We start from the raw sequence: 24,524 nt of genomic DNA, 5'->3' as shown, positions 1-24,524 counted from the left end.
GTAAACCGGAGGCAGGAATAATAAATAATAAAGTAAACAGCTGCCAGGGTTAGTAATATTTCTAGTCAACACATAGCAGCTATTAGAGATAAACAAGTCAACCATTATTAGGGAAGTACAGTTTCAGAAAGTTTCAAACGCTTGAAACTAATAGTTTCATGCCTTGGAACAAAAGGTTTCATGCCTTGAAACTAATAGTTTCAAAGGTTGAAACACTTTGTTCCAACGGTTGAAACTGACATTGGAATTACAGGAATAAAACGAAGATACTACAAAGGTTAGAGATTGGATTTGGAAAAGTGAGAGCAAGCATTTGCTCTCATACCTGCTACCACAGTTGCTACCACACCGAAAACCACGATGAATAAAGGGATACAGACAGTTTGTTAGAGCATGAGAGCAAAAGTGATGCTAAATTACTATTGAGCAATCCTTGATAATTCTCTGCACAACAAAAGTGCAGAAATATGCATAATACTGCACTTTTGTTGTGCAATTATCGCATCATTGCAGATAAATGCACTTCAGCTATGAATTGCTTATACGAAAACTTCAACAAGTTATTTAAAGAGTACGAGCACGAATATAGCACCCATTCGATCTATCCCATTTTGGTATTTTGGAATGAATTATTAGTAAACTAAGCAAAAGCCTTTTTCATCTTTTAGTCCACACTATTTTTATAAAAGGCACTAATTTTATTGAATTACCTCACTAACAGAGCGCTAGATTTCAAAAAGAAACTTAACTTTGCACCCGAGTTTTATATAAAGAGACTGAATTAGTAACTAAAAAGATTAAACCGCATGAAAATTAAGACTTTAATAGCCTGTTTCATACTAGCTTGTGCTGCAACTTCCTGCATACAGGATGAAGCACTGAACTCAGAAGCAGCCATTGATGCTTGTACAGGTGATGATGTACAATTAGCAAACATCAATGCTGATTCAAAGCTGATCAATGTATATGTAAACAAGGGAGCTGACTTGTCCAAACAAAAGTTAGAATTTGTAATTCCGGAAGGAGCCACTATAAAAATAAATGATCAAGTTGCTGGAGATACAGAAGCCACATATGACTTTAGTGAAGAGCTACATTCCCGGAAATTCACTGTCACATCAGAAGACGGTCAATGGAAACCTGTTTATACCGTCAAGGTTGTTTTAGCAGAATTACCTACTTCTTTCAACTTTGAAGAGTTATTACCTTCCAATGACTACGATATCTTTTATGAATTCCAGCCGGGCACTTCACAAGGAATATCTAAAGTATTACAATGGTCAAGTGGTAATCCGGGTTTTAAATTGACAGGTATGGCAAACTCCAAAACAGATTACCCAACTGTACAGGTAGCCAATGGTTTCAGAGGTAAAGGAGTTAAATTGGAAACTCGTGATACCGGTAGTTTTGGAGCAATGGTAAAGATGTATATTGCTGCCGGTAACTTATTTATCGGAACATTTGAGGTAGGAAATGCATTAACAGATCCTAGAAAAGCCACTAATTTCGGTTTCCAGTTCTATAAACGCCCTAAAACGCTCAAAGGACATTATAAATTTAAAGCAGGAGATGTATATTCCGTAGAAGGAAAACCACAAGAGGGTGTAAGAGACAAATGTGATATTTATGCTGTTATGTATGAAGCTGAGAACAATTCTGTCATGCTTAATGGTGATGATGTATTTACTTCAGATAAGTTAGTATCATTAGCGCGAATTAAACCGGAAGATGTTGTTGAATCAGATCAATGGACTGATTTTGAAATTCCTTTCGAACCGGTAAAAGGACGAGTAATTGATGATACCAAATTAAAGAATGGAAAATACAAATTAGGTATAGTGCTTTCGTCCAGTGTAGACGGTGCTTATTTTAAGGGAGCAGTAGGCAGTACACTGTATGTCGATGAAGTAGAACTTATTTGCGAAGACTAAAAAAACAAGAAAATGAAAAGATATAAATTACTCAATATTATAGCTGTACTACTATTAGTAAGTACACTTTCAGCGCAGGCGCAAGAAGAAAGAAATCAAGGTATCATCTGGTCGTACTTACACGGATGGGAATATGGAATCAAGGCAGGTTTCAGTATTGGAGGAACTTCTCCATTGCCTCTACCTGAAGAAATTCGTAAAATAGATAGCTATGCCCCTGGTGGCCTCGCCATTTCAATTGAAGGAAACGCAACTAAATGGTTTGACACGAAATGGGGAATGACTGTAGGGGTACGACTTGAAAATAAGAATATGACCACAGAAGCTACAGTAAAGAACTATGGAATGAAGATTATCAACACCAACGGCGGAGAGTTACAAGGCTTATGGACCGGTGGCGTAAAGACTAAAGTCAAAAACTCTTATCTGACTATCCCAGTAGTTGCCAACTATAAAGTAAGCAAACGTTGGAAAGTCTCAGCAGGTCCGTATGTATCTTATCTTATTGAAAGAAATTTCTCCGGACATGTATATGAAGGTCACTTGCGTACTCCGGATCAGACAGGTTCGCGAGTAGATTTTACTGGTGAAAGCATTGCTACTTATGATTTCTCTGACAATCTGCGTAAATTCCAATGGGGATTGCAATTAGGCGGTGAGTGGAGAGCATTCAAACATTTAAATGTGTATGCTGATTTAACATGGGGATTGAACGATATCTTTAAGAAGGATTTTGATACGATTTCATTTGCTATGTATCCTATTTATTTAAATGTAGGATTCGGGTATGCATTCTAATAAAAAACAATCTTTACATTAATTTCATTATAGCTATTAAAAAAGGCGAGAAACTTTTAGTTTCTCGCCTTTTTTAATCATTGATAAATTATTCTCCCATAACTTCTAGTTCATCAAGAATTAAGGTACTTCCGCCAGCACCTTTAAACAAATCACCTTCTTTACTTGAAGAACAAACAATGGCCAATTTATATTTTGCTCCTTCTTCATAATCTTTCAAAAATTCAAAAGGTATTTCGAAGTAAGTATAATCTACTTTAGCAGTTTTATCAGATAAAGCAGCCACAGCGACACGTTTCTCTGAAGTGTTGATATCAAAACCAGTCAGAACTTCATCATCAGTATCAACTTTATATAATACAGCTTGAATAGCACACTCATCTATCCGATCCTTAACCTCTACAATATTATTAACATCTGTACCATCAATAAACTTCTCCCCAGGAGTATACTTATACCATCCCTTGAAAACGACTGGTTTTTTATCATATAAAACACCAAATCTTGTGCAATATAATTTCCCCTGTTCAAGAAAATCCATATCGAATTTACCAGTAAATACAGATCCTGAAGTAATCGCCGGAACTAAAGCATTAGCTTTAGCACTTGTATCCATAGTCACTAGCTTTATGGCATACTCACCTTCTTTCTTATCATCTGTCTTGTAAACAGGCATAGTTGTAACTCCCATAAGTTTCAGCATGGCAGCGCCCTCAGCACTAGTTGCAAGCACATCTGTAGGAAGAGGTTTATCATATTCATTAGCCAAAAGACTACCTGGAACATTTTCCCATTCTTCAAATGAAAACTTCAAAACACTTGTCTTAGCAGCGATAGAAACAGTATATTGATTAGTAGTTCCATCTTCAGCAACAACTGTATAAACAACATTTCCTGCAAAATTTTGAGCTACACCAGAGCCGGGAGTAACAGTTGCTTTATCAGAAACTGTAATAGTAGGAGCTAAAGTTTTCAGTTCTTCAGGAGTAGCATCCTCACTAACCTTAAATGTTATAGTTTTATTCTCCTCATCAATCACTGGTTGGCTTGTTACCAATTCACTATCAAAGGTAAAACTGGTTATTTTAGCTTCTACACTTTCATTACCAGATAATCTACTACCCCTATAATTAACTTTCACTTTCATTCCTCCGCCAGCTACATCAACATTAATAACCATATCAATGGTTCCATTACCGATCGTACCTGAAACAGAAGTATTACATGAACCAACAACCAATTCTAAAGTTTGACTTCCTGAAAACTGGAAAGCTTCACCATCCTGTTTTAAAGCGCAATTATCCACAGCAATATCACCGATAGTAATATCAGTACCTGCTACATTTATAACAAAATTCTTTAATTCCAACTTAATTGCAGTATCAGAAGCTTTTGATATATAAACTTTCTGAACCATATCAGAAGCAATAGGAGTACTTACACCTACATAATATACATCCATCTTTCCTTTATATGCACCAGCTAACTCACTATCAACAGGGTATTTAACATCATCGTCATCACCACAACTTGAAAACAAGCTGACTGAACAAACAAGCATAAACAAATACAACAAACTCTTTTTCATAATTCTCTTATTTAGTTAATAATCTATTTGATCGCAAAATCGGGTACAAAGTAACATATTTATATTAATTATCACAAGGTCCATTCTTTGTATTTTATGATCTATTTTTAAGATCATATTGCAAAAAAGCTGTTTTTATCTACTTTTTAAGGTTCATATTTACAGCATACTCAACAAATATATACCAAAAAAGGAGGGATTTCAAGTCCCCCCTTTTTCGATATTCAAAATATTATAGTTTTCAAATTTTCATATAACTAACCTATTATTCTAGCTATACATCTCATTACTCGCCAATAACCTCCAATTCATCAACGATCAGCGTACTGTTAGCTGCGCCTTTGAACTTATCACCTTCCTTACTGGAAGAACATATAATGGCTAACTTATACTCTTTAGTACTATCATAAGATTTCTCCGGCAAATACTCAAATGCAAGTTCAAATGTAGTCCATTCATCTTTATCCGTACCATCTTTCAAGCGAGCTTCTGCCACACGATATTCTGAAGTATTAATATCTACTCCTGTGAGTGTCACATCTTTGCCGGCTGCATCTTTTGCCTCGTACAATACCGCAGCAATAGAACATTCGTCGATAATGTTAAGCCCCTCCTGCGCTGGTTTGACAGAACCATCTATATAGTTCGTTCCTGCTTTATATTTATATACGCCTTTTAATAATTTAGGCTCCTTGTCATAAGCAATACCAAATTTGGTTGATTTCAAAGGAGCAAGCATATTAAGACTGAACGTACCCGTAAATAAAGAGCCGGAAGTGATAGGTGCCATACTGCCTAAAGCATGTGCTCTAGAATCCAATGTCACCAATTTGGCAGCCTTACCACTAAATCCTTCAGATTCTTCCATCACAGGATAGCCTACTTTTACTGCCGAAGATGATCCATTCAACATTTTGGCACCACCATTGGAAGTAGCCAGGAATCCTGCTGGCTCCGGAGTCCAATAATTTTCATAACTATTACCTGCATCAAATTCAGACCATTCATCCAAAGAATATTTCATGATATTCTGAACACCTTCAATAGAAGCTGTATACTTTCTTGATGTTCCATCTTCAGCAACTACAGTATAAACAACACTTTTTCCTCCGGAGAAGTCCTGAGCAACACCACTTGCCGGAGTTACGGTAGCCTTTTCTGAAATAGCAATGACTGGCACCAAGGCTTTCAAGTCTTCCTCAGTAGCCTCATCATTAACTTTAAACGTAATGGCACTCTTTGCATCATCAATAACCGGTGCTACTGTTATAACTTCGTCATCAATAGTAAAATCGGTTATTTTAGCCTCCGTGTTTTCACTTCCTGACAGTTTAGTACCTTTATAATTGACCTTAACTTTCATTCCGCCTTCTACATCTACATCAATAACCATATCTACAGCATTCTTACCAACTGTACCCGAAACGGATGTATTGCATGATCCCACAACAAGACTTAATGTCTGATTGCCGGAAAACTTATAAGCATCACCACTTTTTGTCAAAGCACAATTATCCACAGTAATGTCACCAATAAGAAGCTCAGCACCTGCTACGGTAATAGTAAAGTTTCTCAGTTCCAGTTTTACAGCAGTATCCGAAGCCTTTGAGATATAAACCTTCTGAACCATATCAGAAGCTATAGGAGTAGATACTCCCACATAATATACATCCATCGTTCCTTTATATGCACCTGCAAGTTCACTGTCAACCGGATATTTCACATCGTCATCGTCACTACAACTCATAAATAGACTCACCGAACTAATAAGCATAAACAAATACAACAATCTTTTCTTCATAATCTTCATAGTTAATTATAAATTCTTTTTTATCACATAAAATCACGCAAAGTAAAAGATTTAAAATAACTACCACAAGTGCCATTCTTGGCATTCTATGTTCTATTTTTAATATATCATTTATTCACACCCCAAAAATAAGAAAAATAAAAGTTCTAATATTAATATTCAAGTTATAAAAGGGAAGAGTAAGCAGATATATAGTTCTGCACCAAGGCAATCATCTTTTCACACAAATCCCTATCACAATCCATATACCTATAAATCATCACATCTATCAACGATAGAAACTTTTCCCGATTTTATATCCGCTCAACAGCCTCCCCCTTACGAATGACGGAAGTGAATTTACGACATTATAATTATTGCATATTTATTAAAAAAGCTGTATCTTTGCAGTCTTAGTCATAATTGAAAGTTTGTCAAAGTACAAAGTTAGACATGTTTAATATTGAATTTATTACAAATGTCGTTTCGTTGTGATGGCGGAACCATTTGAAATTACTACTGATTTAATATCATTTTACTCAGAATATTCAGTCGTGATGATGCGATATTCTTTCTTAATCTATAAATATATATATGCAAATGTTGACAGCCCATAATGGGCAGTTAGCGTCGTTTGTATGCGTGATGTCTTACGTGTTTAAATTTAGTATTGCTTATATACATGTTTATAATGATGAAAAAAAGCCCTGGACCGTGATGGTTCGGGGCTTTTCTTGTACTTGCAATAAGCAAGAAGGAAAAAGATTTCAGATTACATCGGTAACTGTGCTATTATCTCTTTCGAACATACCGGCAATTTGCCATTCTTTCCCATATCCACAAAAACCGTTGCACACAACACCGTCCATTGGTCACCATATGTCATCGTACTGCTATGGCTATACCCAAGGCAATGCCCGTATTCATGAAACATGGCCTGACGGGGATAATTATGCGGATGGGCATCCGGAGGAGTCGCATCAAAATAAACACCGGTATAACAATAATTAGCCAAGCCGTACGTATTGCCTCCACCTAATCCGCCGACACCGGCAACACACCCCAGCACAAGCCCGCCATGATTACGGATTCTTTGACGCAACGCATCCAGATTGATCGGATTTCCTCCATTGTCTTTCAACAAACCTTCGTATTTGTTCATTTCCATATTAAACTCTTCGGAAGAGAACATGAAAGCCATATTGACAGCCAACGCCACTCCGTGACGGCACAATAACGGATTCATATGACGCCAATACGCATGACCATTGTCAGCCGAATAAGAAGAAAAACGTATAAACCAGCGACTGTCTATCTGTTCTATTTTCTTCATAAACGGATCTTCTGTACGAATAACAAGCGTCACATCATCATTGGAAAGTCCGGGCTGTGCAGGCACCACTATCTTCCGTCCACTACTTGTAGTGAATGTCCGTTCCGAATCTACAACCGGCAAGGGGAATGACGCTTCCATAAACGGATAAATCTGTTCAAAATGTGCCAGTTCGAAGAACTCCATGCTAAATTTATTAAAACGGCACATAATCTTCACATCCTGAATACCTACAGGAGAAAAGAACTTGACAAGCAACTGATGTTCGTCTGAAATGGAAACCTGCAACGGAGCATTCGCATAAAAAGAACGACGGCGACTGTCATAAAAGACCTCACGTGGCTCACTGGCCAAAAACATCGTATCCGTGCGAAACCGAAAGAAGTCCTCCTTGCGAACATAAAGTGAACCATCCTGATTTTCCGGATGCAGATAATCAATACTAATATGAGATACACGGCCTGCCTCAATCTTACAATCCGTGAAACGGTATTTACGGACAAACTGAGTTCCATCACTGCGATCGGACTCAATCGTCACAAATCCGGATAATGCTTTTGTGCCGGGCAATGAGTAAAACGAGTATTTCCCGGTAATGTCATAAGATTCTATCTTTCTGGTTCCGGAATATTTCCCGTCTGCACCAAGAGTCGCATATATTCCTTCGGCATCGTCGAAAGTTATATCGATTTTACGAATGAATCTCCACATATAATCGGACGATACATTCAAATCGACATCCACTCGCCCTACAGAACGCTCCAAGACCACTGTATGCGACACCGAAGCCTGATCTCTGCCGATATGCAATTCTATTTTCTTATAAAAGTAAACCGCATCTAACGGCGCATTTTCCGCATGATTTATCAACCAGTCATCGGACAGTTTTTCGGGTTCTTTAACAGCCTCATCTTCTTCCTCGCTCGTAGTAGCCAGAAAAACGACTGTATAATCCCCCATACTCAATCCTTCGATAGTCAATTTTGAGAAGTTTTCTTCCAGCTTCTGATATAAGGGCTTAATAATCTCTCCACGTTCATTGGCAATAGCATACCACATACGAGTGATCTGCTCCGGTTTGCTTCCGCGTGTCTGCACCACGGACGCATCGTCTTGCTGCAACCCAAACAAAAACGACACTTGTCCGGAATGGGAAGGAACAATGCCGGTCTCCTGTTCAAAATCACCCGAACAGTTGGTAAGCAATAATGCGCCCAGTAATATCATTATGATTCTTAGCATCTTCATAAACAGCCTCCTCTATTTCTTTACACAACGTACGGATGCAAATGCTTCCATCTGTAACCGCTGTTTCTTAATAACGGCTGTCTCGGCTCCTTCGAACGGCAACCAGTAAGCCCATGCATAACCGCCCGGAAGACCGTTACGTTCGTTTGTCCACAACACAGCTCTTTTCCCGAAAGCCGGATTATTGGATGACGACTTATCTCCCTTCGAGCCAGCCAAAGGAATAATAAGGCTGCGACCGGTGTCTTCCGAAGTAAACTTCACATAATGCTGTGTTCCCGTCACACCACTGGACGGAGTTATCAGTGTTCCTTCTCCAATGTGAAGTGTAGCGGCAATTGTTTCTCCATTTCCTGCCTTATATCTACCCGGAATCTCTTGGTCTGCAGGAAGCAGAGACTGCCATTCGTTACCAGTCGGTATCCGGTATCCTTCAGGGCAAGGCATATGTGTATCATTCACCCAAGGTGCATCAGCTGTCTGGTTACCTAAATTGTTGGAAGGATTATACCCCTGCCAAGGCACGTACATATATAAACGTCCAAATTGGAACAGACCACCCACCGTGTTAATCCAACTTTTATGATACATATCTTCGACCGTAGCCCCGTCCAACGGATAAATCTGATCTTCCAGATCGTGGCTACGCGCATTAAATGCCATCCATACATTTCCTGCGATTTCCACAGTTTCAATCTGTTTGTCACTCGGAGCCACACGTATCTCCACGTAATCATATGTTCCACTCAACAAGGCATTTTTCAAATGCACCAAAACCGTATAGCCCAGGCGACCGCTGCCTTGCGCTGCAACCGATACATTAAATGACGACACGATACCTTCCGCCTCTTCCGACACGGACATATTGCCTACACTTGTTCCACTACCGGCACCTTCTGTAGAAGAAATATCGATACGAGTGTCTGTAACGAACGCCAGCGTCATGTCATCAGCACCTGTAGCAGGCACTTCCAGTATATTATTCTCATAGTCTACCTTCACCCCTTCCGGAATCCTGGATTTCGACGCATTAAGCAAAAGACGTTGGTTCGTATCAGGCTTTCCGACAATCGTTTCCCCTTCTTCCCACGGTTTGATCTCAAAAACGCCTGTCACTTCAGCTCCCACATTGAGCACTGCCAATTCATATACTTTATTGCGTTCGACAACTGGTAATTCGACTTTTAACCTGATAGGGACTTCACCATAGGTTCCACGCAAGATGATATTGACAGGACGTGTGCTCTCGAACAGACGGAATACCCCCTCTTGCTTGCCATCGAATGCAGAAGAGAACTCCTTCCGATAGCTCACCGTTTTATCCGACGCCCGGACATTTTCGAGGAATGGTAAAGTCTCGGCAGGAGCATTCTCTACGATGACTTCCTTTATCTGCGTTTTGCTGTCGGCTGTTGTGTTCAAATCAATGCGCGCCACACCGCGTTTCATAATTACATTGACCTCCGCATTGCTGCGTGTCACTACTCCGCTCTCCAATTCGACTACAGCCGCCATGAAATCCGGCGCAGAATTATCATGCAATCCTTCACCGATAATCGTATTACGAAATTCTTCTTCACTTTTAGCTTTCTCTCCGGCAGGAATCTCCAGTCCGGTCAGAAAATAAAGTCGAGATCCGCTGACCGCAGAAATCTCCGACTGTCCGCCTTGCCCGGGAGTCAGCTGTTCCTCTTTATATAAATTCCCGTCACTAAACTGGAAAACCGATACATCTTTGAGCTCTTCAGAAGATTCTTCTCCTGCTACCGTAATTCCTTTTAATACCACTGAATAAGTTTGTTGATGGCCTTTTCCCCCGGTTGGTTCATCGTTCGAGCAGGCGCCTGAAAGTAATGTTCCTATTATAATAGGAACGATGGTTTTTCTGCAAGAATAATTCATGTTTTTTTGATTAAAATAATACTGAATATTGGAAACTTTATAAATGCATTTTCCAAAAGCGGCGGCAAAAATACTACTTTTTTCAATACAGCAAGTCATCTGCATAAAATTTTAATAAATATGTTGAATAAAAGAAATCTTTAACGTCAGACTAACTAAATACAAAATAAAAAGTTATTTTTGCAAACGTTTTTTAATTTTATCTCATTCTAATATTATGTACAAGATTTTTCACGGCTTCCACCTAGTAGAAGCTTATCAGGACTTAAAGAAAGCTAAACGGTTAGCAAAGAATCAGACAGTGGCCCGATGTATAAAGTTAACCATAGCTATTACCCTCTCTCTTATTTTATGGTTCCTTCCCATTGATACTTTTGGAATAGAAGGGTTGACCGTTATAGAACAAAGACTTATTTCCATTTTCATTTTCGCCACACTCATGTGGGTGTTCGAAGCTGTCCCGGCATGGACCACTTCCGTTCTTATTGTTGTACTATTATTACTTACCGTTTCCGACAGTAGTTTATGGTTCTTAACCCAAAATACTCCTGCGGAGGAATTGGGACAGACAGTCAAATATAAGTCTATCCTGCATTGCTTTGCCGATCCTATCATCATGCTGTTTATAGGTGGATTTATTCTTGCCATCGCAGCAACCAAAAGTGGACTGGATGTATTGTTGGCACGAGTTATGCTGAGACCTTTCGGAACACAATCACGATATGTGCTATTGGGATTCATCCTCGTTACAGCTGTCTTTTCCATGTTTCTTAGTAATACGGCTACGGCGGCCATGATGCTTACCTTCCTTACTCCCGTATTAAAAGCACTCCCGGCAGATGGAAAAGGGAAAATCGGATTGGCTATGGCCATTCCCGTTGCTGCCAATGTAGGTGGTATGGGAACTCCTATCGGTACACCACCTAACGCCATTGCTTTAAAGTATTTGAATGATCCGGAAGGATTAAATCTGAATATCGGTTTTGGAGAATGGATGAGCTTTATGTTGCCTTACACTATTATTGTACTGTTTATAGCCTGGTTTATCCTCTTACGACTGTTTCCATTCAAACAAAAGAGCATCGAACTGCAAATTGAAGGTGAAGCAAAGAAAGACTGGCGCTCCATTGTGGTTTATATCACCTTTGCTATAACGGTTCTATTGTGGATGTTCGACAAATTTACAGGAGTAAACTCCAATGTAGTGGCAATGATTCCGGTAGCTGTTTTTTGTATAACAGGCGTTATTACCAAACGTGACCTGGAAGAGATCAGCTGGAGTGTACTCTGGATGGTAGCCGGCGGCTTCGCATTGGGCGTAGCCTTGCAAGAGACCGGACTGGCAAAGCATATGATCGAAGCCATCCCATTCAGCACATGGCCCCCTGTACTGATGATTGTCGGTTCCGGACTGATTTGCTATGCTATGGCCAACTTTATTTCACACACAGCCACCGCAGCATTACTCGTCCCTATTCTCGCCATTGCCGGAATCAGCATGCGTGAAAACCTGTCATCGTTGGGAGGTGTAGAGACTTTATTAATTGGAGTCGCCATCGGATCATCGCTGGCAATGATATTACCAATTAGTACACCACCTAATGCCCTGGCACATGCCACAGGAATGATTCAGCAAAAAGATATGGAAAAGGTAGGTATCATTATGGGAATTATAGGACTTATCTTGGGATATACAATGCTGATCATACTCGGCTCCAACAAGTTATTATAAATAATCTATTAAAAAAAGAAGATGTCAAAAGCAGGATGATACATTTATCTTGCTTTTGACATCTTCTTCTTTTTCGAATTTAGCGTCCTATAATCCTCTCCAAAAGTTTATAAGAAACAACAATGGTATAAAACGATATCTCGTCTACTCTATTCCTGATCCGAATTCACAAACTTACTTGGACTGACATTATAATACTTCTTAAATACCTCCCTGAAATACTTCGCATCCGAAAACCCGACAATTTCAGCAATCTCCGTTATTGTATATTCTTTCTGCTTTAATAATTGTGCTGCACGTTGCAAACGGATCATCCGGATGTAGTCAGCCGGAGCATAACCGGTCAGCGCTTTCAGTTTATTATAGAAACTTGTTCGACTCATATGATGCTGATTACTGAGTACATCTACCCCAAAGTCCAAATCTCCCATATTCTTCTCTATACATTCCTTGACTGAAGCTATGAATTTCCAGTCCAAAGTATTAGTACAATTGACAGGTAAATGCTTTTCTTTATTTTCGATACTATTATAGACCTGACGGAGCAATTCACGATTTGCCAATATGTTTTTAATAATAACCTTTAGTATACCCACACTGAATGGCTTGGTTATATAGGCATCTGCTCCGATTTCCAGTCCTCCGAGTATATTTTTCTCATCCCCTAACGCAGTCAGCAATATGACTGGAATGTGAGACATTTCCACACTCGTTTTGATAGCTGAGCACAGTTCGTCTCCACTCATCTCAGGCATCATTATATCGGATATAACAAGATCTGGATTAAACTCCTTTATAATGACAAGCGCATCTTTGCCATTGGAACAGGACTGGATATTATACCCTGCCATAAGCATATCCACAAGATAATTACGCAAATCATCATTATCTTCCACTACCAGAATACGCTGTAAAGAGGTTTTTATCTGAGGTGCCTCCAAGACCGGCAAGTCAGAAGTTCCCCCCAGTACAACAGCATCCATACGTTCATTCGGCGTTTTTGGAGAGATAAACTTTGCTTTATGCAAATGGGTATTTCCCTTCGGGAAAGTAATTTGCACGCATGTTCCCTGATGTTCAACACTTTGAATATGGATCTTTCCTTTATGCAACTTAACCAGTTTATATACCAGCATCAATCCAATCCCACTTCCGGTCACTTTCAAATTGACTACATTACTACCCCGGAAACAATTTCTGAATAATTTCTTCTGTTCAGATGAAGGAATACCAATTCCTGTATCCTTTACCTCAATACTCCAAGTATTCCCTTCCTCGCAAGCACAAATACACACGCTACCATTCTCTGGCGTGTACTTCAACGCATTTGACAAAATATTCTTCAAGATAGACCCCATTTTGTCACTATCAAACCACACATTCAAATAATCAAAATTACTCTCATAAACAAATCTGACACGCTTCATCTCAGCATATTTGCGGAAAGTAGCACAAACATCATTCATATAAGAATTCAATTCATACTCAGAAACATAAAGAGTAGACGAATATACGTCGATCCGTTCAAAGTTTATCAAGTTGGTTGTCAGCTGAAGCAATGTATTCACATTCTTTAGGGCCATATTCATATGGGGTAATGCCTTCTCTGCCACCATATGGTTTTCAACAACTTCTTCCAGCGGTGCTTTTATCAATGTCAGCGGCGTACGTATATCATGAGCAGTATTAATAAAAAAACGTGTCTTCTCATCAGAAATCTTCTTTTGTTTATGCAACATGATAACACGGAATATGATAATCATAATCAAGACCACCAGAATTGCATACCCCACCATTGCCCACATACTGGCCCACACCGGAGGGGTAATAATGATCTGAATACTCCTTGTTTCATAAGTTTTATACTTCTCCTCATTAGATACAGTACGAATTTGTAACGTATAACTGCCAGGAGGCAGATTTCTAACAACAATCCGATTATCTTGACTCGGACGGGTCCACTCTTTATGATAACCGTCGATTTTCCATGAATAAAGAATATTAGAAGGATAATCATAATTTATGGAAGCCACATCAAGCGAAAAAGTATTTTGACCGTAGGCCAATTCCAGACAATCAGTCTCGTTAATATCCTTCTTCAAGGGAGATCCGTCATCACCAGGATAGACAGGATGATAAGCTATCATAAAATCCCGTAATAACAAACGCGAATAATATGGCTCAGGTATTTCTATGTCTGTCGGAAACTTAACAGCACCATCATTGCCACCAAAGACAAGCGTACTGTTACTGTAAGTTGTGGCAGAACCGGCATTAAAATTTACGCTCATCAGTCCCTGCTCCCGTGTCCAGTTACGGAAAAAATGATCTTTAGGTGAATAAATCGTAATACCATTTTCCGTACCCATCAGGAGATTTTCATCCTGACGCGGAATAATCGTATAAATATTATCAGAAATCAGTGCACAATTATCAGTTCGGTACTGATGAATAAACTTCTTTTTATTGATATCATAAACAAGAAGACCTGCTCCACGAGTACCAATATACAGGATACCATCTTCTCTCTGGTATAATGCACATATATAAGGAGATTCAACAGGCAAGTCAATATACCGGTAAACACCGGATTGCTTGTCAAGCTGATAGAGTCCCATTCTTGTACCAATCCACATTTGACGGGCATTTTTCTCCAGAATGGTGGTGATGGAACTTACTCCCGGATACAAACGAACATTTTTAGTCTCAAGATTAATGCGTTTCAAATGATAATATCCACCGGACCATACATCACCGCCCGAATCCTTTTTAATGTCATAAATATATTGGTCAGGACGTATTCCTGCAATGGCCGCAGGCGAAAGATAGCTTATTTTAAACCCTTTCTTCTTTTCTATCTTATAAATTCCAGACGTAAAACCACCAGCCCATATCACACCAGGAGAGACTTCACACAACGCCAAGAAGATATGATTCTCATCATCCGGCACCGGATCAAAAGAACTAAAAAAAGAACGCCATTCTCTTGTATCGGTCTGATAAAAACTAATTCCATTACTAGTTGCAAACCAAAGGTCACCGTCACTATCTTCTATCACATCATGCACCTGATCATTCACTAACGACCGGTTATTGCCAAGAGAATGCTTTATCAAATCATATCTTCCATAACGATTGTTACGAATGGTAATACCTGTAGGATAATTGGCAAGCCAAATACGCTCTTCCTCATCCACATAGATATCATTGATATTGTTTCCGTTCATCCCATTATAACTGCTATAGTCAGCTGTTATATAAGGTTCACTCTTGCAAGAATTTACATCCAGCTTATATACTCCTTTTCCACCCGTAGCTATCAACAACTCATCAGCATTCAGAGCAACAATCTGATTAATTTCTACATTATTAGGTGAATAACAGGAAGTGATTTTTGAACTTTGACCTATATCATATATAAGTATTCCCTCTTTATAACTGCCCACAAACAGCTGTTTTGAAATAGCATGGTAATAAAGTTCATGCACAGGTGTAGTTATACTTTTCACCACTTCATCAGGAATAAGCTTCAGTTCCCCTTTTTCCACGCCAACACGAAACAGGCCGCTTCCCGTACCTATAAAAAAATGATTGCCATCCGTCTGCTCAATAGTAGCTATTTCACCGTCGACTGGTGTTGGCATATGCGATGTTGTGCCTGTACGAACATTATACCAAGTAATTGTATCCTTATAACACAGCCAAATATGATCATTCTTATCCAGATAACCATAATTAAGGAATGCTTGGGATTTATTTCTAATTAACTCCGGATGTACATAAGCCAATTCAAATTTATCATGTTGAGAATCATACCTGAAAATACGACCTTTCTGACCGATTACCCATAATACATCCCCTCTATCCATATAAAACCAGTTCAAAGCAATACGTGAGTCCAGTTTCATACTGTCATCTGAAAAGGTGTAATGTTTGATATGCTTCCCATCGTAACGATCAACCCCTTCCTGAGTCAAAAACCACATATACCCTCGTCGGTCTTTCTGAATATTGTATATTTTCTGGTTATTCAGACCGTCCTCCAGTCCTATATACTTATAAATTTGCCCCTTACCTAAAGTTCCGTAAACGAGAAGAACTAGAAGTAACAAAGGCTTTCTGAATTTCATAAATATTCTCATGATTGTCGTAAAATATTCCAAAAACACATTTGTAAAAATATGAAAATATTAATCAAATAACAACTGAATAAATTAATAATTATATGTTAATACAAATAATCATGTATCTTTCCAATTTCCGTTTTGGTATACATAAACAGCTTAATTCGCATAAACTCTTGGTTTAACTCTTGGTTTAACTCTCAGTTTAACTCTCAGTTTAACTCTCAGTTTAATTTAGTAGTATAAATCCAACTTTAATCAGCACTAGAGACAAGATAGCCCCATGACAGGTATATAAAAAAAGCTCCGCAAATCAATGATTTACAGAGCTTTTAATCAAGAATACTCGTACTCGAAGCGGGACTTGAACCCGCACAGCCGCAATGGCCAAAGGATTTTAAGTCCTTCGTGTCTACCATTCCACCATTCGAGCATCCTTTCAAAGAGAGCGGAAAACGAGACTCGAACTCGCGACCCTAACCTTGGCAAGGTTATGCTCTACCAACTGAGCTATTTCCGCATTTTTTCAACGGGTGCAAAGATAAGGAGTTTCCTTGTTTCTGCCAAACTTTCGATTAAAAAAGTTTGGCAGAAAATATTTTATCGCCCTAATAATGCTTTCTCGGCCTGCTCCATTCCACAGAAATTGAAGCCATCGACCACTTGTTGCATTAATGCGGAGATTTCATCATTACAAAGATTACCGATACTTCCTTCGTGTGTATGATGCACCTGTTTGTCATGAGTAAATTTTCCGGCTTCTATATCAAGACCTACTTTCTTATACGCATCACGGAAAGGCATGCCTTCACGAGCCAGCCTATTCACTTCCTCGACACTGAAAATAAACAGATATTTATCATCATCAAGGATATGTTCATTCACCTTAATCTCATTCATGATATAAGTCGTCATCTGCAAGCAGTCCTTTAGTTCCTGGAAAGCGGGAAGGAAAACCTCTTTTATAATCTGCAGGTCACGGAAGTAACCGGATGGCAGATTGTTTGCTATCATCATTATCTGCTGAGGAAGAGACTGCAGTTTATTACATTTGGCACGTGTCAGTTCGAAAACATCCGGATTCTTCTTATGAGGCATGATGCTCGAACCAGTAGTACAATCATCCGGCAGTTTCACAAAACCGAAGTTCTGACTATTGAACATACAAGCATCAAAAGCCAGCTTAGAAATCGTTCCGGCAATGGTAGCCAATGCAAAAGCAACATTACGCTCCAATTTGCCACGTCCCATCTGCGCATAAACGACATTATAATTCAGTGAATCGAAACCTAACAAATCGGTTGTCATCATCCGGTTCAACGGGAAAGAGGAGCCATATCCTGCCGCAGAACCCAACGGATTGCGATTGCACATCTTGAAAGCCGCCTGCAGGAACTGCATATCATCCACCAAGCTTTCGGCATAAGCACCGAACCACAATCCAAAGGATGAAGGCATCGCAATCTGCAAATGGGTATATCCCGGCATCAGGACATTTTTATATCGCTCACTCTGAAGAATCAGCACATGAAAGAGTTGTTCCACCGCTTCCGCGATCTCGCGAATCTGCGTACGGGTAAAGAGTTTGAGGTCCAGCAAAACCTGGTCATTCCGCGAACGACCACTGTGAATCTTCTTACCGATATCTCCCAAACGGCGGGTCAGCATCAATTCTACCTGCGAATGCACATCCTCTACTCCTTCTTCTATTACAAACTCACCTCTTTCGGCCGAAGCATAAATATTCTTCAACTCAGCCAACAACTGTTCCAGTTCTTCCTTGGTCAACAGACCGATACTTTCGAGCATCGTAATATGAGCCATAGAACCGAGTACATCATGTTTAGCCAGATAAAGATCCATCTCACGGTCACGTCCCACCGTGAAACGTTCGATGTCTTTATTTACCTGCACGGATTTTTCCCAAAGTTTCTGCGCCATAATATTTAAGTATTAGGTATTAAGTATTAGGTATTACCATAAGTATCAACGTAGCTACGGTTAATACTTAATACCTAATACTTAATACTTATTTAATATTGAATCATCGACAGCATCTCAACCATCTTCTCCAGACCATCCTGAAGAGGTTTCTGTACCATTGCTTTCATAAACGGATTGATATCCATACCGATAGTCACTTTCAACTTGCACTCTTCCTCTGCTGTTGAAACTAGCTGAATCCACATATTAAAAGGTAGCGGAGAGTTGGTAGTTGCCAGTTTAATACATTTGCAAGGTTCACGCTCAACAATCTGCAAGGTCAGCTGGCCGATAGGCGAAACGCTAAAGCTCAGTGTATCCGAATCAAAACTCAAGTCCTGTATTTTATCTTCCGGTAAACGGTCTTTTACCGATTCCAGATTGCTCAAGTCCGATAGCTTGGCATACACACGTTCCTGACTGTAAGGTATTACCTTTACACTACTTTCAAAATTAGCCATAATTCTTTATTCGTATAAAATCAAAGAAAGAACTATCCGAACAGATATTGTCCGAATGGTTCTTTCTTACTAAAATTTCCGATCAAATAATACAATATTATTTCCCTGCATCCCAATGAGCCGGGTCTTTACGCCAATCGTTCAATGTCGCAATATCTTCTTCTTCGATATAACCGGTACGAAGTGCTACATCAAGCACTGCTTCGTAATTGGTCAACGTCACCAAAGGTACTTTGGCATTCTTGAATGCTTCCTCAGCAACGGGAAAACCATACGTATAAGCAGCTACCATACCGATCACTTCACAACCATCGCGACGAATTGCTTCCACAGCCTTCAAACTACTACCACCTGTAGAAATCAAATCTTCAACCACTACGACTTTCATACCCGGACGAAGTTCTCCTTCAATCAGGTTTTCCAATCCGTGGTCTTTCGGGGTAGAACGAACATACACGAACGGCAGATTCAACGCGTCAGCCACTAATGCTCCCTGCGGGATAGCACCTGTAGCCACACCTGCAATCGCATCCACCTGTCCGAATCGTTCCAATATCAGACGTGTAATTTCAATCTTCACAAAATTACGAAGAGAAGGATAGGACAGAGTTTTACGGTTGTCACAGTAAAAGGGGGATTTCCATCCAGAAGCCCATGTAAAAGGGTTAGCGGGTTGAAGTTTAATAGCCTTAATCTTCAAAAGTTTCTCCGCAAATAGTCTCTCTAAGTTTTTCATAACTAAACTAACTATTAATTATTTGCCGCAAAAGTACAGAAATTGAACGAGAATAGAAAGAAGAATCCGTTTATTTTTTAACTGAATTGTTCCTCTTCCTCCGGAATTTCGATACAACGGCGTATATCTTTGAGTTCAAAACCACGGCTCATCGCAAATCGCATCAGTTTTCCGTTCAGTTCATAATCATCTTTCGCATGAATGCTTTTCCGTTTGGAAGCCAGCAAGTCACGCAGGATGGAGAGATATTCCTCTTCATCAATTTCGTTCAGATGACGCCATGCCACATCGGAAGGAATCTTCTTCATGTAGAGTCCCTGTACGATTTTCATCTTACCCCATTTGGCAAAACGAAACTTATCGTTCACAAAAGCACGGCAATAGCGCTCGTCATCAATATACTTTTCGGTTTCTAGCCGTTCAAGGATACGCGCTATGGTCTCATAGGCTATTCCCCAACGCTGTAATTTCTCATTTACTTCTGCCCGGCAATGTTCTGCAGCGGAGCAATAAGAGGCAACACGATTCAACGCCTCTTCATCTGTTAATTGTGCACTCATCGGTTAGCTGTAAGTATTCTATCTTTTCCAAATATGTCTTTTATAACACGAACGTCCCGATATTGGTTCATTTCTATCATGCGTATCATGTCTTGTCCGTATGCCTGATTGATTTCAAAATAGAGTTTGCCGCCCGGACGGAGTAGTTCTCGTCCCAATTCCGCAATCCGGCGATAGAAACACAGAGGGTCTTCATCGGGAACAAACAGGGCGAGTCCCGGCTCCCAGTCAAGTACATTGGCTTCCATCTCTGTTTTTTCAGTTTCCGTCACGTAGGGCGGATTACTGACAATTATATCGTAAGATGTCCCTTGCATTCCGTCAGCAGAAAAAACATCCTGTCGACGGAAGGTAACCTGAGCATCCAACTCTTCATTATTCTTACGGGCAATAGCCAGTGCTTCTTCTGAAATATCCCAGGCATCCACTTTCGCATCCGGCAGATTTTTATCCAGAGAGATGGCGATGCATCCGCTTCCCGTACCTATATCTAATAGGCGACGGGCATCCGGATTCTCCTTCACAATCAGGTCCACCAGTTCGGCCGTCTCCGGACGAGGGATCAGCACGCCGGGAGCTACCCGGAAGTTCCTTCCACAGAACTCAGCATATCCCCGAATGTACTGTATTGGCTCATTTTTCTGCAAACGGAATATAATGTTTTCTAATTCACGCTGTTTGCATGCAGATAAAATTATATCTTTGCCCATGTAAATATCAAGCGCATCCACCCCCAACATGTCGCAACAGATCAACATCGAAAGAGCTTTGACCTCTTCCGGCGGATAAATATCCTGTAGTGACTGACGAATGTAAGCAGTGATGCGGTTCATATTTTACGATTTCGGAGTGCAAAAGTAAGAATAATATAGCGAAGAGCACCAAAATGGAAGAAGAAAAATACATGAGACGTTGCATTGAACTGGCAAAAAACGGACTGTGCAATGTCGCTCCAAACCCGATGGTAGGGGCTGTTATCGTATGTGACGGACTTATTATCGGCGAAGGATATCACATCCGCTGCGGAGAGGCGCATGCCGAAGTAAACGCGATTCGTTCCGTCAAAGACAAGTCTTTATTGAGCCGTTCCACCATTTATGTCAGCCTGGAACCTTGCTCACACTACGGAAAGACGCCTCCTTGTGCCGACTTGATTATCGAGAAGCAGATTCCCCGTATTGTAATTGGCTGTCAAGACCCGTTCTCACAGGTCGCCGGACGAGGAATTCAGAAGTTGCGGGACGCCGGAAGAGAAGTGACAGTAGGCGTACTGGAGAAAGAATGCAGGTATCTGATCCGGCGCTTCATTACTTTCAATACGCTGCACCGCCCCTTTATCACACTAAAATGGGCAGAATCGGCTGATCATTTCATTGATGTAGAACGAACAGACGGCAATCCCGTAGTACTGTCCTCCCCTCTTACTTCCATGCTTGTACATAAAAAGAGAGCGGAAACTGATGCAATCATGGTAGGCAGGCGGACAGCATTGTTGGACAATCCGTCGCTGACAGTCCGCAACTGGTACGGCCGGAATCCGGTACGCATCGTTTTGGACCGTGCATTGTCTCTTCCCCACAGCCTGCGTCTGTTTGACGGAGAAGTACCCACCATCGTATTTACAGCAGAAAAACATCCGGACAAGAAGAACGTCACATACCGCACGATTGAATTCACACAGGATATTCTGCCACAGATCATGAAAGTGCTATATCAACAAAAAATACAGTCCTTACTGGTAGAGGGAGGAAGTCAGCTGCTCCAATCATTTATTGATGCCGAACTATGGGATGAAGTATATATTGAGAAATGTCCGTGCAAGCTGAATTCCGGTGTTAAAGCACCTGAAATAAGCGATAATTTTAGTTATTCGACTGAAAAACACTTCGACAGACAGATTTGGCATTATGTTTTCGAGAAATAGCTAAAATAGTTCTATTCAAGGGGTTCTACGTCGATAAAAACAGCGTTATTATCTATAATTTTATATAAAACTTCCCCTTAATGTTCTATATCGGAAAAAATGTTCCTATTTTTGCAACTTGTAAATAAACACAATCTTTCAAATGAGAATAAAGTTTTTATCAATCATTGCGAGTTTTTTCATGGTGTCATTCGTTATTACGTCTTGCCTTGACAATGATAACGAAGTCAATTATAGTCCGGATGCGACTATACGCGCATTTGAACTTGACACTATAGGTTATGGGGTAAACTATAAATTCACAATTGACCAAGTTAGTCGTTTAATATATAATGTGGATTCACTGCCTGTCAATGCTGACACGATCATTAATAGTATTCTGATCAAGACGCTGACAACAGCATCCGGTATCGTGACGATGAAAGATCAGAACGATCAGGATTCAATCGTTAATATTAACGACTCTATTGACCTGACTAAGTATGTAAATGCAACCGAGAAAAACAACTTTCTGGTACTGAAGGTATGGGCACCGAATATGGAGGTTCAGAATGAGTATAAAGTTAATATACGGATGCATACGATGGTTCCCGATTCACTCAGTTGGGGAAAAGACCCTATAGCGAACAATCCCGTGAGGAACACTGCTGAAAAACAAAAGGTAGTAACGCTTGGGGACAAGATATTATTATTCGCTCAAAACAATGAAATTTACAGTACAGCAATACCGGCAGGCTCTCCTACTGATCGTTTAAACTATGGTCAAAAATGGGATAAAGAAACTACTGGCAAACTTCCTGATGGTGCTGATGTTACCTCCATTATCCGATTCGTTGACAAGTTATATTTACTTACTAAGAATAAGGAAGTATATAATTCCAATGACGGTTTGACTTGGACAAAAGATGAAGTACTCAATTCCGATGGCGTTTCCGTTACTAATCTGATAACCAGTTTTTCTGACAGTGATGGCAGTAACCATAAAAAGATAAATGGAATAGCAGGTATAGTAGAAATCAATGGAGAGAAATATTTCAGTTTTGCAGAGAAAGATGTAACATGGGAGAAAGATATAGACAAATTAACAGTTGTTCCTGCAGAGTTCCCGATAAACAACCTGTCAGCCGATGTATATGCAACTGAAAGCGGAACGTTGAATGCAATCGTTGTGGGTAATACAGAAGACGGTTTAGACAATGACACAGCTACAGTCGTTTGGGCTTCAGAAGATGGTAAAGCCTGGATTCCAATGGAGATTCCATCAAATAACAACTGTCCGAAATTAGTAGACCCGTCTATTATACATTATAACGACGCATTTTACATTTGTGGAAAAGAAACTAAAGATGATGCTAAGGGATTCCAGAAATTCTATACCTCCCCGACATTACTTGTATGGAAAGGGGTAGACAGAATGTTCATGCTTCCCGGAATTCTTCCTCCGGTGAAACTTGAAGGAGGAGTAACACAACATCCTTCTCTTCACGAATCCAGCTTCAAGGGAAAAGAAGTAAACTACACAATGGTAGTTGACAGAAACCATTATATATGGATGGTAGGTGGTCAAGGTATTGACAAAATCTGGCGTGGTAGAGTTAATAAACTCGGATTTCTAATACAGTAATAAGAAGTAGTTAAATACGAACCTTATAATCAAAACATGTCCTATATAGAGAAAATAGACAAAAATCGGATTCCCCAGCACATAGCCATCATTATGGATGGGAATGGGAGATGGGCTAAACAGCGGGGAAAAGAACGAACTTACGGTCACCAGGCAGGCGCAGAAACGGTACATAAAATTATCGAGGATGCTGCACGTCTGGGGGTTAAATATCTGACTTTATATACTTTCTCCACCGAGAATTGGAATCGTCCGCAGGAAGAAGTAGCAGCTTTAATGAATCTATTGGTGGATTCTATCGAAGAAGAAACGTTGATGAAGAACAATATTCGTTTCCGCATTATTGGTGATATTAAGAAATTACCTGCAGAAGTGCAGGAAGGTCTGTCAAGATGTATAGAACACACAGCTAATAATACAGGAACCTGCCTGGTACTGGCACTCAGCTACTCTTCCCGCTGGGAAATGACTGAAGCAGTCCGACAGATTGCAACGCTTGCAAAAACGGGAGAAATATCTCCCGAACAAATAACAGATGAATACATAACTGCTCATCTGACCACAAACTTTATGCCCGATCCGGATTTACTGATCCGCACGGGAGGAGAAATCCGACTAAGCAACTACCTGCTATGGCAATGTGCTTATTCGGAGCTTTATTTTTGTGATACATTCTGGCCGGACTTCGATAAAGAAGAATTCTGTAAAGCCATTTATGAGTATCAGCAAAGAGAGCGCCGGTTCGGCAAAACGAGTGAACAAATCAGCTAACATAATTCGAAACTTCAAAT

General features: G+C 40.0%; 16 protein-coding genes and 2 tRNA genes. 6 read left to right on the top strand and 12 right to left on the bottom strand.

The window, feature by feature from the left end; translation table 11 throughout:
• Window positions 1-806: 806 nt before the first annotated feature.
• A complete protein-coding gene (locus NBH01_RS23485; RefSeq protein WP_250700334.1) occupies window positions 807-1,931 on the top strand; it encodes a PCMD domain-containing protein in 1,125 nt (374 codons plus the stop codon).
• Window positions 1,932-1,943: 12 nt separating this feature from the next.
• A complete protein-coding gene (locus tag NBH01_RS23480; protein WP_008766969.1) occupies window positions 1,944-2,729 on the top strand; it encodes a porin family protein in 786 nt (261 codons plus the stop codon).
• Between the two features lie 88 nt (window positions 2,730-2,817).
• On the opposite strand, the gene NBH01_RS23475 is transcribed toward NBH01_RS23480, so the two are convergent.
• The 4 genes from NBH01_RS23475 to NBH01_RS23460 form a co-directional block, all read right to left on the bottom strand.
• On the bottom strand, window positions 2,818-4,317 hold the full coding sequence (locus NBH01_RS23475) for a PCMD domain-containing protein (protein ID WP_250700333.1): 1,500 nt from the start codon (window positions 4,315-4,317) through the stop codon (window positions 2,818-2,820).
• A gap of 286 nt (window positions 4,318-4,603) precedes the next feature.
• Window positions 4,604-6,118 carry a PCMD domain-containing protein gene (locus tag NBH01_RS23470; protein WP_081029961.1) on the bottom strand — a complete coding sequence of 505 codons (1,515 nt, stop codon included), beginning with the start codon at window positions 6,116-6,118 and terminating at the stop codon, window positions 4,604-4,606.
• A 760-nt stretch (window positions 6,119-6,878) separates the two neighbouring features.
• On the bottom strand, window positions 6,879-8,687 hold the full coding sequence (locus tag NBH01_RS23465; protein WP_062695783.1) for a hypothetical protein: 1,809 nt from the start codon (window positions 8,685-8,687) through the stop codon (window positions 6,879-6,881).
• Between the two features lie 12 nt (window positions 8,688-8,699).
• A complete protein-coding gene (locus tag NBH01_RS23460) occupies window positions 8,700-10,589 on the bottom strand; it encodes a fibrobacter succinogenes major paralogous domain-containing protein (RefSeq protein WP_234147553.1) in 1,890 nt (629 codons plus the stop codon).
• 217 nt (window positions 10,590-10,806) lie between these two features.
• On the opposite strand from NBH01_RS23460, the gene NBH01_RS23455 reads away from it, so the two are divergent.
• Complete coding sequence (locus NBH01_RS23455) at window positions 10,807-12,321, top strand: SLC13 family permease (RefSeq protein ID WP_008762675.1); 1,515 nt, start codon at window positions 10,807-10,809, stop codon at window positions 12,319-12,321.
• A 149-nt stretch (window positions 12,322-12,470) separates the two neighbouring features.
• Here NBH01_RS23455 and NBH01_RS23450 read toward each other — a convergent pair whose 3' ends face one another.
• From NBH01_RS23450 to prmC, 8 genes are all read right to left on the bottom strand, one after another.
• On the bottom strand, window positions 12,471-16,463 hold the full coding sequence (locus NBH01_RS23450; protein WP_250700332.1) for a hybrid sensor histidine kinase/response regulator transcription factor: 3,993 nt from the start codon (window positions 16,461-16,463) through the stop codon (window positions 12,471-12,473).
• A gap of 331 nt (window positions 16,464-16,794) precedes the next feature.
• Window positions 16,795-16,878: transfer RNA gene (locus tag NBH01_RS23445), tRNA-Leu, on the bottom strand.
• A 14-nt stretch (window positions 16,879-16,892) separates the two neighbouring features.
• Window positions 16,893-16,965: transfer RNA gene (locus tag NBH01_RS23440), tRNA-Gly, on the bottom strand.
• A gap of 80 nt (window positions 16,966-17,045) precedes the next feature.
• On the bottom strand, window positions 17,046-18,386 hold the full coding sequence (argH, locus tag NBH01_RS23435) for an argininosuccinate lyase (RefSeq protein ID WP_055230217.1): 1,341 nt from the start codon (window positions 18,384-18,386) through the stop codon (window positions 17,046-17,048).
• Window positions 18,387-18,478: 92 nt separating this feature from the next.
• Window positions 18,479-18,889: a polyketide cyclase gene (locus NBH01_RS23430; RefSeq protein ID WP_055220422.1), complete on the bottom strand. Its 411-nt coding sequence runs from the start codon at window positions 18,887-18,889 to the stop codon at window positions 18,479-18,481.
• A gap of 97 nt (window positions 18,890-18,986) precedes the next feature.
• Entirely contained in the window at window positions 18,987-19,625 is a 639-nt protein-coding gene (gene pyrE, locus NBH01_RS23425; RefSeq protein WP_008762667.1) for an orotate phosphoribosyltransferase, read from the bottom strand.
• 77 nt (window positions 19,626-19,702) lie between these two features.
• Window positions 19,703-20,185: a regulatory protein RecX gene (locus NBH01_RS23420; RefSeq protein WP_055230214.1), complete on the bottom strand. Its 483-nt coding sequence runs from the start codon at window positions 20,183-20,185 to the stop codon at window positions 19,703-19,705.
• On the bottom strand, window positions 20,182-21,018 hold the full coding sequence (gene prmC / locus NBH01_RS23415) for a peptide chain release factor N(5)-glutamine methyltransferase (RefSeq protein WP_055230212.1): 837 nt from the start codon (window positions 21,016-21,018) through the stop codon (window positions 20,182-20,184). The genes NBH01_RS23420 and prmC overlap by 4 nt, the downstream gene beginning before the upstream one ends.
• A gap of 53 nt (window positions 21,019-21,071) precedes the next feature.
• Between prmC and ribD the strand changes: the two genes are divergently transcribed.
• From ribD to NBH01_RS23400, 3 genes are all read left to right on the top strand, one after another.
• Window positions 21,072-22,109 carry a bifunctional diaminohydroxyphosphoribosylaminopyrimidine deaminase/5-amino-6-(5-phosphoribosylamino)uracil reductase RibD gene (ribD, locus tag NBH01_RS23410; RefSeq protein ID WP_008766987.1) on the top strand — a complete coding sequence of 346 codons (1,038 nt, stop codon included), beginning with the start codon at window positions 21,072-21,074 and terminating at the stop codon, window positions 22,107-22,109.
• 142 nt (window positions 22,110-22,251) lie between these two features.
• The gene (gene bamI, locus NBH01_RS23405; RefSeq protein WP_011108950.1) at window positions 22,252-23,733 is read left to right on the top strand and encodes a BamI family beta-barrel-assembly machinery protein; all 1,482 of its coding nucleotides are present in this window, start codon (window positions 22,252-22,254) and stop codon (window positions 23,731-23,733) included.
• Window positions 23,734-23,769: 36 nt separating this feature from the next.
• Window positions 23,770-24,504 carry an isoprenyl transferase gene (locus NBH01_RS23400; protein ID WP_008766989.1) on the top strand — a complete coding sequence of 245 codons (735 nt, stop codon included), beginning with the start codon at window positions 23,770-23,772 and terminating at the stop codon, window positions 24,502-24,504.
• Window positions 24,505-24,524: the final 20 nt, after the last annotated feature.

Origin of the sequence: Bacteroides sp. B1-V-101 (assembly GCF_023656585.1) — a bacterium.
GTDB classification, from domain to species: domain Bacteria; phylum Bacteroidota; class Bacteroidia; order Bacteroidales; family Bacteroidaceae; genus Bacteroides; species Bacteroides thetaiotaomicron.
Note: the sequence above shows the minus strand (reverse complement) of the source record. Positions and strands in the feature narration are given on the sequence as shown.

What these genes read in the sequence shown, in the direction of transcription:
- NBH01_RS23485 (WP_250700334.1), top strand. Translation starts at nt 807, where the DNA reads ATGAAAATTAAGACTTTAATAGCCTGTTTCATACTAGCTTGTGCTGCA.
- NBH01_RS23480 (WP_008766969.1), top strand. Translation starts at nt 1,944, where the DNA reads ATGAAAAGATATAAATTACTCAATATTATAGCTGTACTACTATTAGTA.
- NBH01_RS23475 (WP_250700333.1), bottom strand. Translation starts at nt 4,317, where the DNA reads ATGAAAAAGAGTTTGTTGTATTTGTTTATGCTTGTTTGTTCAGTCAGC.
- NBH01_RS23470 (WP_081029961.1), bottom strand. Translation starts at nt 6,118, where the DNA reads ATGAAGAAAAGATTGTTGTATTTGTTTATGCTTATTAGTTCGGTGAGT.
- NBH01_RS23465 (WP_062695783.1), bottom strand. Translation starts at nt 8,687, where the DNA reads ATGAAGATGCTAAGAATCATAATGATATTACTGGGCGCATTATTGCTT.
- NBH01_RS23460 (WP_234147553.1), bottom strand. Translation starts at nt 10,589, where the DNA reads ATGAATTATTCTTGCAGAAAAACCATCGTTCCTATTATAATAGGAACA.
- NBH01_RS23455 (WP_008762675.1), top strand. Translation starts at nt 10,807, where the DNA reads ATGTACAAGATTTTTCACGGCTTCCACCTAGTAGAAGCTTATCAGGAC.
- NBH01_RS23450 (WP_250700332.1), bottom strand. Translation starts at nt 16,463, where the DNA reads ATGAGAATATTTATGAAATTCAGAAAGCCTTTGTTACTTCTAGTTCTT.
- argH (WP_055230217.1), bottom strand. Translation starts at nt 18,386, where the DNA reads ATGGCGCAGAAACTTTGGGAAAAATCCGTGCAGGTAAATAAAGACATC.
- NBH01_RS23430 (WP_055220422.1), bottom strand. Translation starts at nt 18,889, where the DNA reads ATGGCTAATTTTGAAAGTAGTGTAAAGGTAATACCTTACAGTCAGGAA.
- pyrE (WP_008762667.1), bottom strand. Translation starts at nt 19,625, where the DNA reads ATGAAAAACTTAGAGAGACTATTTGCGGAGAAACTTTTGAAGATTAAG.
- NBH01_RS23420 (WP_055230214.1), bottom strand. Translation starts at nt 20,185, where the DNA reads ATGAGTGCACAATTAACAGATGAAGAGGCGTTGAATCGTGTTGCCTCT.
- prmC (WP_055230212.1), bottom strand. Translation starts at nt 21,018, where the DNA reads ATGAACCGCATCACTGCTTACATTCGTCAGTCACTACAGGATATTTAT.
- ribD (WP_008766987.1), top strand. Translation starts at nt 21,072, where the DNA reads ATGGAAGAAGAAAAATACATGAGACGTTGCATTGAACTGGCAAAAAAC.
- bamI (WP_011108950.1), top strand. Translation starts at nt 22,252, where the DNA reads ATGAGAATAAAGTTTTTATCAATCATTGCGAGTTTTTTCATGGTGTCA.
- NBH01_RS23400 (WP_008766989.1), top strand. Translation starts at nt 23,770, where the DNA reads ATGTCCTATATAGAGAAAATAGACAAAAATCGGATTCCCCAGCACATA.